Origin of the sequence: Mesorhizobium sp. M1169 (assembly GCF_040318345.1) — a bacterium.
GTDB lineage: Bacteria > Pseudomonadota > Alphaproteobacteria > Rhizobiales > Rhizobiaceae > Mesorhizobium.
The window spans coordinates 99,791-110,861 of record NZ_JAMYME010000017.1 but is presented as its reverse complement, the minus strand read 5'-3'; the positions used below and the strand labels follow the sequence as shown (position 1 = coordinate 110,861).

The 11,071-nt window shown below is 64.1% G+C and carries 13 protein-coding genes; 5 read left to right on the top strand and 8 right to left on the bottom strand.

The annotated features are described in order from the left end of the window. The 3 genes from NKH41_RS18545 to NKH41_RS18535 all read right to left on the bottom strand — a co-directional run. The coding region (locus NKH41_RS18545) for a BatA domain-containing protein (RefSeq protein WP_352933245.1) at positions 1–2,087 on the bottom strand (2,087 nt) is incomplete at its 3' end. Continuing rightward, a complete protein-coding gene (locus NKH41_RS18540; protein WP_352540998.1) occupies positions 2,084–2,998 on the bottom strand; it encodes a DUF58 domain-containing protein in 915 nt (304 codons plus the stop codon). The genes NKH41_RS18540 and NKH41_RS18545, both read right to left, overlap by 4 nt. After that, the gene (locus tag NKH41_RS18535; protein WP_352450525.1) at positions 2,998–4,002 is read right to left on the bottom strand and encodes an AAA family ATPase; all 1,005 of its coding nucleotides are present in this window, start codon (positions 4,000–4,002) and stop codon (positions 2,998–3,000) included. Before NKH41_RS18535 ends, NKH41_RS18540 begins: the two co-directional genes overlap by 1 nt. A gap of 144 nt (positions 4,003–4,146) precedes the next feature. On the opposite strand from NKH41_RS18535, the gene NKH41_RS18530 reads away from it, so the two are divergent. Genes NKH41_RS18530 through NKH41_RS18520 form a run of 3 tightly spaced genes read left to right on the top strand, consistent with a single transcriptional unit; the run spans position 4,147 to position 6,687 of the window. Continuing rightward, a complete protein-coding gene (locus NKH41_RS18530) occupies positions 4,147–4,776 on the top strand; it encodes a DUF1285 domain-containing protein (RefSeq protein WP_352469826.1) in 630 nt (209 codons plus the stop codon). Positions 4,777–4,789: 13 nt separating this feature from the next. After that, positions 4,790–5,422: a CoA pyrophosphatase gene (locus tag NKH41_RS18525; protein ID WP_352771005.1), complete on the top strand. Its 633-nt coding sequence runs from the start codon at positions 4,790–4,792 to the stop codon at positions 5,420–5,422. Further along, positions 5,419–6,687 carry a CCA tRNA nucleotidyltransferase gene (locus NKH41_RS18520; RefSeq protein ID WP_352770911.1) on the top strand — a complete coding sequence of 423 codons (1,269 nt, stop codon included), beginning with the start codon at positions 5,419–5,421 and terminating at the stop codon, positions 6,685–6,687. The genes NKH41_RS18525 and NKH41_RS18520 overlap by 4 nt, the downstream gene beginning before the upstream one ends. Positions 6,688–6,690: 3 nt before the next feature. Here NKH41_RS18520 and NKH41_RS18515 read toward each other — a convergent pair whose 3' ends face one another. The 3 genes from NKH41_RS18515 to hemF all read right to left on the bottom strand — a co-directional run bounded on the left by NKH41_RS18515 (position 6,691) and on the right by hemF (position 8,589). Beyond that, entirely contained in the window at positions 6,691–6,876 is a 186-nt protein-coding gene (locus tag NKH41_RS18515; RefSeq protein WP_023679490.1) for a DUF1059 domain-containing protein, read from the bottom strand. A 280-nt stretch (positions 6,877–7,156) separates the two neighbouring features. After that, positions 7,157–7,417, bottom strand: coding sequence for a DUF1344 domain-containing protein (locus NKH41_RS18510; protein ID WP_023679489.1), 261 nt, complete (start codon positions 7,415–7,417; stop codon positions 7,157–7,159). A 257-nt stretch (positions 7,418–7,674) separates the two neighbouring features. After that, positions 7,675–8,589 (bottom strand): oxygen-dependent coproporphyrinogen oxidase, encoded by a 915-nt coding sequence (gene hemF / locus NKH41_RS18505; protein ID WP_352469726.1) that lies wholly within the window; start codon positions 8,587–8,589, stop codon positions 7,675–7,677. Between the two features lie 103 nt (positions 8,590–8,692). Here hemF and NKH41_RS18500 point away from each other — a divergent pair, with 103 nt between their 5' ends. Beyond that, complete coding sequence (locus NKH41_RS18500) at positions 8,693–8,950, top strand: hypothetical protein (protein WP_023679487.1); 258 nt, start codon at positions 8,693–8,695, stop codon at positions 8,948–8,950. A 249-nt stretch (positions 8,951–9,199) separates the two neighbouring features. Here NKH41_RS18500 and soxR read toward each other — a convergent pair whose 3' ends face one another. Together soxR and NKH41_RS18490 are read right to left on the bottom strand one after the other, a co-directional pair. Further along, a complete protein-coding gene (gene soxR, locus NKH41_RS18495; protein ID WP_352683921.1) occupies positions 9,200–9,646 on the bottom strand; it encodes a redox-sensitive transcriptional activator SoxR in 447 nt (148 codons plus the stop codon). 132 nt (positions 9,647–9,778) lie between these two features. Continuing rightward, complete coding sequence (locus NKH41_RS18490) at positions 9,779–10,237, bottom strand: tRNA (cytidine(34)-2'-O)-methyltransferase (protein ID WP_352683922.1); 459 nt, start codon at positions 10,235–10,237, stop codon at positions 9,779–9,781. A 283-nt stretch (positions 10,238–10,520) separates the two neighbouring features. On the opposite strand from NKH41_RS18490, the gene NKH41_RS18485 reads away from it, so the two are divergent. Further along, on the top strand, positions 10,521–11,063 hold the full coding sequence (locus NKH41_RS18485; RefSeq protein ID WP_352469727.1) for a hypothetical protein: 543 nt from the start codon (positions 10,521–10,523) through the stop codon (positions 11,061–11,063). The last annotated feature ends 8 nt before the right edge of the window (positions 11,064–11,071 follow it).

Here is an 11,071-nt window from a genome sequence, read left to right as displayed (position 1 = left end):
ATAACTGACCCGCCCCCCCCCCACAAAAACACCCTCAAAACGGCCGCCTGCCTCTTTTGTTTAAATCCCACCCCAACCCGCCCCCCGGCGCCCGCCCCCGCCGCGCGCCCCCGGGGCGCCCGGCGCGACAACAAGCCGCCCATCCAGAATACGGCAAGCGTGTCGAGCACCATCAGCACCAGGGCGGCCGTGACAAGCGGACCTTTGAGGTTGCGCTGCTCGTCGAAGGCATACTGGATGGTGGTGACCGGCACCGTGATTTCAGGCCGGGCCAGCGGCGTGAATGCGCTGTCGCCACCGAGCAGATTGTGAGCGAATACTCCCGTCTCCGAGCCGTAGAGGCCGGGCGGGTTCTCCAGCGTCACCGGCAGCGGGCCGGCGCCGGGCACCAGCGGCCTGGCATCCGGCGTCGGCGGCACCAGCGTGCCGTCGGCGGCAACCATGCGGTAGGGCGCCAGCGAAGTGGCGACGGCTTCGGCATTGGCGACCGCCGCGCCCTGGTTGCGCGACAGTTGCACGATGCGCCGCAGCATCTCGACGAAGCTGCCGGAGATCGGCAGGTTGGACCATGTCGCCTCGGGGGTGACGTGGAACAGCACGAGCGTACCCTTGTCCTTCTTCATCCCAGTCACCAGCGGCGTGCCGTCGGCAAGCGTGGCCCAGGTGCGCTCGACAATGTCGGGCGTCGGCTCGGCCAGCACCTGCCTGGTAACGGTGACCTCGGTCGGCGGCGCGAGGTCGGCGAAGGGACCGGTTTTCGGGAATTCGGTGACCGGCTGCGGCGCCGTCCATGACAGCGCGCCGCCAAGCGATCGCTCGCCGGTGCGCAGCCGGACCGGCAGCAGATCGTCGTCATTGCCGGCAGCGGCCAGCCGCGAACCGGCAAAACGCACCAGCGTGCCGCCCTTGTCGACCCAGTCGACCAGCCTCTGCCGCGCCTGTTCCGGAATGGTGCCGACATCAGCCATGACGATCATCGCCGGTTTCTGGTCGAGCAGTTGCGGGATGGCGTCGGCGAGATCGACGCTCGACGGCTCGACGAGATCGGCGAAGGGCTGCAGGGCGCGGCGAATGTAGTAGAGCGGCGACAGCAGCGGTTGCGCCTGATCAGCCTCGGACTGCGACAGCAGCCCGACGCGGCGGCGTTTTGAGCTCTCATCGAGCACGCGGACGGCACCGGCCTGGCGCTCGCCATCGAGCGCGATGTAGGCGAAGTCGTTGCGCAGTTCGAACGGCACCGCCATCGTGCCGGTTGCGGTGGTTCCGCCCGGGGCAAAGGTCAGCGTCGCGTCGGCAATGCGGCGCCCCTTGTCGTCGAACGCGCCGGCCGTCACCTGTGCAGGTGCCGGATCGCCCGGTGCGCGGATGGCGGTCAGGGCGAAGCCGTCGACCTGGTTGTCGGCGCCGGTCAGGCCGGTCAGCGACAGCCGGTCGGAGACGGCCCAGACGACACGTGCCGCGTTCTTTGACAACAACGTGTTGAAGGCGGCTTCGTCGCCTTGCGCCGCCAAGCCATCGGCGAGCACTGCGACGCTTGCGCCCGGCAGCGACTCCAGGGCTGACGCGACGCGGGCGTAGACGGCGGGGCGGTCGGTCGGGATCGGCCGCGGCTTTGCCGCGCGCAGCCGGTCGAGCGCGGCAGCGGCATCGAAGGGACCGATCTCGGCATTCGGCTTCTCGGCGGTGAAAGCGATGAGCACCGGCACGCCGTTCGAATTGGCATCGGCGATCAGCCGCTCGGCGGTGGCGACCCGCTTGCCCCAGTCGGCGGCACTTGCCCAGTCATTGTCGATCACCAGCGCCAGGGCGGCGCCTTCGGCCGGCAGCTTTTCGCGCGGGTTGAAGACGGGTTCGGCAAGTGCTGCCACGACAAGCGCGGCCATCAGCAGCCTGAGCAGCGTCAGCCACCAAGGGCTCTGCTGCGGCGTTTCTTCGCGCCTCAGCACGCGGGCGAGAATCCTGAGCGGCGGAAACACCTCGGCTTGCGGCCTGGGCGGGGTCAGCCGCAGAAGCCACCAGATCACCGGCAGCGCCAGCAGGCCCCACAGCACCATCGGCGCCCCGAAGGAGAGCGGCAGCCAACTCATGCGCGGGCCCTCCCGGCAAAGCTGCCTTCGGCGGTCATCGCCATGTGGATGCGCACCAGCGCCTCGGAGGCAAGGCGATCGGTATGATTGACGGTAAAGCTCCAGCCAAGCCGTTTGCACCAGGCGGCCAGTTCCTGGCGGCGGGCGGCATAAAGCAGGCGATATTCCTCGCCCAGCATTTCGGCGCGGCCGGCGGTCAGCTTGTCGCCGGTCTCAGGATCGGTGAATTCGGTGCGCCCGGCATAGGGGAAGCTTTCCTCGGCCGGATCGGCGACCTCGACCAGATGGGCGCGCACGCCGTGGCGGGCGGGAACGTCCAGCCACGCAATAGTGTCCTCGACGGGGTCGAGGAAATCGCTGACGAGGACGATGTCGCAGAACCGGCGAATGCCGGATAGATCGGGCTTTGCCGGCAGGTCGCCGGCGTGCATCAGTTGCGCCGCGATGCGCTCGGCGCCATTGCGGGCGGTGAACGGGTCGGTCAGGCCCGGCCAGGCAATGCGCTCGCCGCTGCGCGACAAAAGCTCGGCCATGGCCAACGTCAGCACCAGGGCGCGCGATTCCTTGGAAACGCTGGCCCCGGTCGATTTGTAGAGCATGGAAGGCGAGGGATCGGCCCACAGCCACACCGTGTGGGCAGCCTCCCATTCACGGTCGCGGACATAGGTGTGGTCGTCGCGGGCGGAACGGCGCCAGTCAATGCGCGAGGAATCGCCTTCGACATAGGGCCGGAACTGCCAGAAATTCTCGCCGATACCGCGCTTGCGGCGGCCATGCCAGCCGGCAATTACCGTATTGACGATGCGGCGCGCCTCGACCAGCAGGTCCGGCACCAACGAAGCCCGCAACCGGCCTCTGGCGAGCGCATCGCGCGTCGCTGCCGGTGCCTGCGCTTCACCGATGCGCGCCATCAAATCCCTTTCGCGAGCTTCGCCACAACATCGCGAACCGTGGTGCCCTCGGCGCGGGCGGCGAAGGTAAGCGCCATGCGGTGCTGCAGCACCGGCTCGGCCAGCGCGCGGACGTCGTCGACCGACGGCGCCAGCCGGCCGTCATAGAGGGCGCGGGCGCGGGTGCACAGCGTCAGCGCCTGACTGGCGCGCGGGCCTGGGCCCCAGGCGACGTGCTTGTCGGTATCGGCGTTGCCCTGGCCGGGGCGCGCTGAGCGCACCAGCTTGAGGATCGCCTCGACGACGCTTTCCGGCACCGGCATACGGCGGATGAGCGTCTGGATGTCCTTCAGCCGCGCCGGCTGCAGCACGTTTTCAGCCTTGGCATCCTCGATACCGGTGGTCTCCAGCAGGATGCGGCGCTCCGCCTCGATCTCGGGGTAGAGGATATCGACCTGCATCAGGAAGCGGTCGAGCTGCGCTTCCGGCAGCGGATAGGTGCCTTCCTGCTCCAGCGGGTTCTGCGTCGCCAGAACGTGGAACGGTGACGGCAGATCATGGCGCACGCCGGCAATGGTGACGTGGTATTCCTGCATCGACTGCAGCAGCGCCGACTGAGTGCGTGGCGAGGCGCGGTTGATCTCGTCTGCCATCAGCAGTTGCGCAAAGATCGGCCCGGAAATGAAGCGGAAGGAGCGCTTGCCGAATTCATCCTGCTCCATCACTTCGGAGCCGAGAATGTCGGATGGCATCAGGTCGGGCGTGAACTGGATGCGGCGCGAATCGAGGCCGAGCACGATGCCCAGCGTTTCGACCAGCTTGGTCTTGGCGAGGCCGGGCACGCCGACCAGCAGTGCATGGCCGCCGGCCAGCAATGCGACGAGCGTGCGCTCGACGACGCTTTCCTGGCCGAAAATGACCCGGCCGACGCCGTCACGGACCCTCGAAATGTCGGCCAGCGCTTTCTCGGCCTGCGCCACCATGTCCTTTTCGCTGATTGGGCTTTCCTTGATCATAACGCTCATGCAGCATCGATCCTTCTGTTGGAAACACCGCTTGGCACCTTGGTGCCGCAGAGAATGCCGCGATTCGGCTTCGCATGCGCCTGCAATGAACTTAAATCACAGACTTAGGCTGACAAGCGGAACAACAGTGACTATTTCGTGACCATGACGGAAGCCGCCGACCATCGTGAAGAGAGCCTGACGGCCGCGACCGAGGCGCGCGGGCTGGAAGCGCTGGTCTCGCGCGCGACGCGCGCCGGTAAGGGGCCGGCGCCGGTGGAACGCTGGAATCCGGCATTTTGCGGCGATCTCGACATGGAAATCAAGCAGGACGGCACCTGGTTCTATCTGGGAACGCCGATCGGCCGGATGCCGCTGGTGCAGCTTTTTTCCTCAGTGCTGCGCAAGGACGCAGACGGCAGGACTTACCTGGTGACGCCGGTGGAAAAGGTCGGCATCCGCGTCGCCGACGCGCCCTTCATTGCCGTCGAGATGGACGTGTCGGGCGTCGGCGACGGACAAATCATCACCTTTCGCACCAATGTCGGCGACGTGGTCGAGGCTGGGGCGGGACACCCGCTGCGCTTCGTCGATGAGGACGAGACAGGTGGCCTGAAGCCTTATGTGCTGGTGCGCGGGCGGCTGGAGGCGCTGGTGGCACGGCCGGTGATGTACGAGCTGGTCGAGCACGGCGAAGAGATCGACATCGGTGGCAAGAGGATGTTTGCCGTCCGTTCCAAAGGCGAGGTCTATCCAATCATGCCGGCTGAGAAACTGAAACGGCTGAGCGCATGATGGACCGCCTATGATGGATCAGGTGATGCCGTTGCCGTTTTCCGTTGCCGGGTTTCGCCAGCGCGTCGCGGCGCAGCCGCTGGCGCATGCCGGCGACGATTTTGGCGACCACCGCTTCAATCCGGGCCATCCCAGGCTGAAGCTGGCCAAGGCGCTGCGCGATGCCGCCGTGCTGATCCCGGTGGTCGATCATGGCCATGAAGCCACGGTCCTTTTGACCAGACGGGCGGAAAAGCTGCGCAACCATTCGGGGCAGGTGGCTTTCCCCGGTGGTACCATCGATCAAACCGATGCGAGCCCGGAAGCGGCGGCGTTGCGCGAGACATTCGAGGAGATCGGTCTCGATAGGGATTACATCGAGATCGTCGGCCGTCTGCCGGACTACGTTTCCGGCAGCGGCTATCGCATCGCCCCGGTGCTCGGGATTGTGCGGCCCGGTTTCAGCCTGACGCTGAATTCCGACGAAGTCGATGCCGTCTTCGAGGTGCCGCTGGGCTTTCTGATGGACCCCGCCAACCACACCAGAGACAGTCGCATGTGGAACGACCTCGAATGGTTCTATTACGAGATGCCCTATGGCGGCCAGCGCATCTGGGGCGTCACCGCGGGCATCATCCGTACGCTTTATGAAAGGCTCTATTCGTGAGCGATCCAGTGTCGATCGCGGGCAAGGCCGGGTGGCTCGGCGAACGCCACCTGCAGCGCCTGCTCGCCGCGCTGACTGATGGCGGCGAGGAGGCGCGTGTCGCCGGCGGTGCGGTGCGCAACGCGCTCATCGGCCAGCCGGTCGCCGACATCGACATCGCCACCACCACGGTGCCCGAGGAAACCATCCGGCGCGCCGAGGCGGCAGGCTTCAAGACGGTACCGACCGGCATCGAGCATGGCACAGTCACCGCGGTCGGCCACGGCAAGGCCTATGAGGTCACCACGCTGCGTGCCGATATCGAAACCGACGGCCGGCGCGCCAAAGTGTCGTTCGGCCGCGACTGGAAAGCCGACGCTGAGCGGCGTGATTTCACCATCAATGCACTCTATGCCGAGGCCGATGGAACGGTCGTCGATCTGGTCGGCGGTATCGCCGATATCGAAGCGCGGAGGCTGCGATTCATCGGCGATCCGGAAGCCCGTATCCGCGAGGATTATCTGCGCATCCTGCGTTTCTTCCGTTTCTTCGCATGGTATGGCGACGGTAGGCCGGATGCCGAAGGGTTGAAGGCTTGTGCTCGGCTGAAGCAGGGGCTCGACCAGCTTTCGGTCGAGCGCGTCTGGTGGGAATTGAAGAAATTGCTGTCGGCGCCAGATCCGTCGCGGGCGCTGCTGTGGATGCGCCAGGCCGGCGTTCTGACCGCCGTTTTGCCGGAAAGCCAGAAATGGGGCATCGATGCCATCCACGGGCTGACCAAGACCGAGAAGGACCTGGCCTGGGCGCCGGACCCGCTGCTCAGGCTGGAATCCATCGTGCCGCCGGATGCCGCGCGCATGAAAACGCTTGCCGAGAGATTGAGGCTTTCCGTGAGCGAAGCAAGCCGGCTGCGGAATTGGGCGATCACAGCTGCCGTCGATCCGAAAACGACTGAAGGAGAGTTGGCGAAAAGGCTTTATTTTGGCGACCGCCAAGGCTTTGTCGACCGGTTGCGGCTGTTGCTCGCTTCCGCTCGATCCCGCGCGGTCGAAGACAATGACGCACTGCTCGAAGCCGGCGGCTTCTCGCGCCTGCTTGCCTTCGCTGCAAAATGGCAAAATCCTGTTTTTCCGGTCAAGGGCGCCGATCTGACGACGCTTGGCGCATCACCGGGGCCGAAGCTTGGTGCAACGTTGAAGAATCTCGAAAAGGAATGGGTCGAGTCCGGTTTTGCGCTTGATCGCGGCGCGCTGCTCAAGCGCGCCGCGGAGGCACTCGAATCCTGACCGTCACGCTGCGTCGCGGACCTTTTCGATGCGCGAGCGGATCGCCTCGATCATCGTCTCGCGGATCACCGTCTCGCCGTGCGTCTCGCGCAGATGCTCGACGGCACGGCGCATGACCTCAGCCTCCTCCTCGGCGCGTGTGTGCCACTCGCAGCCGGGTACGAGCGACCCGCAATGGAATTCCTTCATCGGCTTCTCCTCATCTCCTCCTTGGAGCGCCGCGCAGCGCACTGACACGGAAGCTCCAGACCTTTGATTGCGCGATCCGGAAACCGCGTACGGTATCCGGGCTACACGCTGGCCAGCTAAGCATAACACGATCGAACGGTTTTGGTTGCCTTAGAGTGCCGTGCGTCCAAGCCGACACGCGGCCCTCTGGTGATCGGGTTGCGAAAAGGCGGAGCATCGCTGCTCCGCCCTCTTACGCCACCCAGGAGTAAGACCTCGTCTTGCTCCAGCGGGCAGGACATCACTTCACGATCTTGACTGCCTCGGCAATTTTATCCTTGCCGCTCATATCCCACGTGACGCGGACCTTTTCGCCGACCTTCAGGCCAGGATCCTTGAAGGTCTGGGGCAACGTAAAGGTGGCTCCGTTATCCAGAACTAGGCTCATCGCCGTTCCATCAAAGCTTTTGATCGTGCCGGTGGTGTGCTTGACCGCAGCGAATGCGGCAGTACCAGAGGCGAGAACGGCAGCGGCGGCCGCGGTCATAATAAGCTTGCGCATGGCATGCTCTCCTGGAAAATGCGGGCACCGCTTGGGAAAGGTGCCCCATTCAATCATGGGCCGTCCGGTCACGTCGGGTCGCGGCTCTCGGGAGTAAAGAACCGCCGGCGTTTCCCGGCCCGACGCGACAAATAACCCAATCTTTACAATGGTATATTAGACGAAAAAGATATTTTCTGGCGCGCCTTGCGCCACATTCGCCGTCAAATTCTGGGGATTTGGACCCGATTGCGGCTCACGTTGTGCTCACCGAGATTTTACGGCCATTTCGCTTCTGGCGGCAGGCTGGACAGGATCGAGGCGACATTGCCGCCGGTCTTCAGCCCGAAGATGGTGCCGCGATCGTGAAGCAAGTTGAATTCGACATAACGGCCGCGGCGGATGAGCTGCTCGTCACGGTCGCCATCGGTCCAGTTGTCATTGAAGTTGGCGCGCACCAGATGTCCGTAGACGACGAGAAAAGATCGCCCGACGTCCTGGACGAAGTTGAAATCGGCGTCCCAGCCGCCTTTGTCCTCATCCGAATGCAGCCAGTCGAAGAAGATACCGCCGGTACCGCGTGGCTCGTCGCGGTGCGGCAGGTAGAAGTACTCGTCGCACCAGGCTTTGAATTTCACGTAGTCGGCGATCGCCGCGTTCTTCTCGCAGGCAAATTGCATCGCTCTGTGGAAGGCGATCGTGTCGGGGTCGTCCTGGCTGCGGCGGCGGTCGAGCACCGGTGTCAGGTCGGCGCCGCCGCCGAACCACTGGCGCGAGGTGACGACCATGCGCGTGTTCATATGCACGGCCGGCACGTTGGGGTTCCACGGATGGGCGATCAGCGAAATGCCGCTTGCCCAGAAGGAGGGGTCCTCTTCGGCGCCCGGCATCTGCTTCCTGAATTCGGGCGAGAACTCGCCGTGGACGGTCGAGGTGTGGACGCCGACCTTCTCGAAGACGCGGCCGTGCATCATCGACATGATACCGCCGCCGCCCTTGCCGGCATCGCGTTGCCACGGCGTCTTTTCGAAGCGGCCGGGCGACCAGCTAGCCTGCGGCCCCTGCAGGTCCTGCTCGATCTGCTCGAAGCTGGCACAGATGCGCTCGCACAACGTCTCGAACCACAGCCGTGCCTTCGTCTTCTTCTGTTCGATGTCGGCTGGCAGCCCCGCCGGTATCTCGGGTCGTTGCAAATCCTGTCTCCGGTTGCGGGCGCGCCCGACAAATGACTCGTCTTTTCCGGCCGCGATCCCTAATCTCTTGGGTGCAAGGGTCAAGTGTGAATGTAGTTCTTTCGTGCGCACCCCGGCAAGACCGCCGCTGGATGGCCTGAAGAAGAGGCTCGACCGTTCGCGCGCCGAGAACGCGCGCATGCCGCGCGACGGCTTCCTGCGCGAGACCTTCGTGCTGCCGCGCTCCGACGCTCGTCTCAAGGCGAAGGAATGGTTCGAGCGCTTTCCCAAGCAGGCCTATTGGACCGAGATCGAAAGCTGGTTCGAGCGGCCGGGCGACGTGATCGAGTTCACGATACGACGGTTGCCGGCAGCAGATTAAGGGATGTCACGACAAAAATAGATCGCGCAATTTTGGAGAATCTAGAATTAGGTTCTCACCAAGTAGCTTGCCGAATTTTTCGAAGCCCATTTTCTGCGCCTCATCGAAGCTCAAGGACGTATAGGGCGTTGGCATGCCGCCGGAATCGATCCGATAGACACGATGAGCTGTGTCTCTTCTTCTGCTTGGATTAGATGTCCCAGCACTGAGGTTCCCTTCCGTATCGCACCATAATCGCACTGCTTCCATTTAGGATGCAACAATCAGCCGCCGCGCCCCGGTCCCCTCCCTTGCCAGCCGGTCGCCCTTGTTCCTCAACGGGCACTTGTCGATCGACATGCAGCCGCAGCCGATGCAGTCGGTCAGCCCGTCGCGCAGTTTCTTCAGCTGGGCGATCTTGTGGTCGAGCCCGTCGCGCCAGGCGGTCGATAGCAGGTTCCAGTCATCGCGCGTCGGCGTGCGGCCCTCGGGCAGTGACGCAAGGGCCGTGCCGATCTCGGCCAGTGAGATACCGACCTCCTGCGCTACCTTGATAATCGCGACACGGCGCAGCACGTCGCGGCCGTAGCGCCGCTGGTTGCCTGACGTCCGGTGGCTGCGGATCAGCCCGCGGGCCTCATAGAAATGTAGCGCCGACACCGCCACACCGCTGCGCATGGCCACTTGGCCGACCGTCAATTCCGTTACCGGTGCCATCCCTCTTTTTCCGTTCCGATTTTTTCGCTTGACCTAAAGTTAAGTTGAGCTTGTAGCGAAGAAACCCGGGATCTGCAAACCAAGGAGATGGTGATGTGCGCCTGGGCCAGGATGACGGGAGACGGAGTGCCGTTATCCGAGTTGCCGGATGGCTTCACCCGCCACCATGGCGACGGAAAGCGCGACGTTGATGCTGCGCGCAGCGTCTTGCATGGGAATGGTCAATTGGGCATCCGCCGCTTGATGGACAAGATCCGGAACGCCTGCGGATTCGCGGCCGAACAGAAGAATGTCGTCATCGCCGAAGGCGAAGCTGGTGTAAGGGGTCGTGGCTTTGGTCGACAGCAGCACCAGCCGCCGCTTGGCAAGCTTGCGCCAGTCCTCGAAGGCGTGCCAGTCGACGTGCCGGGTGAGCGCCGCCATTTCGAGGTAGTCCATGCCGGCCCGTTTCAGCGCCCGGTCACCGAGCGGGAAGCCCGCCGGTTCGATGATGTCGACGCCGAGACCGAGGCAAGCGGCGAAGCGCAGGATTGTCCCGGTGTTGCCGGCGATATCAGGCTGGTAGAGCGCGATGCGGAGACGGTCGTTCATTTCCGCGTCTTTCTAATAAGTGGCAGATCAGCCACAGAGCTCTCGCGGTTTTGGAAATTCCTGGACTGGCGGGTGGTCATTTTCTGCGAAGTCGGTTATACGGCCAGCATTGTCAACCCGAACCGACGGAGGGGTAATTCATGATGGCCATGCACATCCACCACCCCTCTCGTGGGCTTACCAGCCCGACGGCGGTTTCGGTACGACGATTCTCCTGACCTTCTAGACTTCAATCGCACCGATTCCCGCCGAAACCTTTTTCGGCCTTTGAAGGAATCCTGCGATGTTTTTCAAGCTGTGGAAGGGGCTGAACGCCCCACCTGAACACGCTTCGACCGATGCCACCTTTGCCGCGCCGCGCGTGCCCGCGGCCTGGGTTGGTTCACCCTTCTACCTGCATCTTCAACTGGAGGACGGACCGATGTTCGATCCCTGTAGAATACCCGGCTCAAGAAGCCTGCACGAGCGGAAGACTGCGACCTGGGCGCTTTTGATCGGCGAGACCTACTCGTCGGCGGTTCACGCCGAGACCCGCCGGCGTCCGCATCGCGGTATGCTGCCGGACGTCGATTTCTCGCGCGCCGTTCCGGACTATAGCCGGCCGTCGCTGGTGCGCCGGATCATCAGGCTGATCCGGCCTGGTGCAAAAACCAGCGCGAAAATCCGGATCGTCAAAACGTCGTCAGCATCGTCAAACGAGACTGTCGGCGAAAGGCCCGCGACAACCTATATAGCGCGAAGCAGGACCGGCGAGGCGGACGATTCCGTATCGCCGGTCCTTGACGCCATGCGGTCTGGGCACCCCGTCCGTTCGCGTGCCGCGTGAGCGGAAAC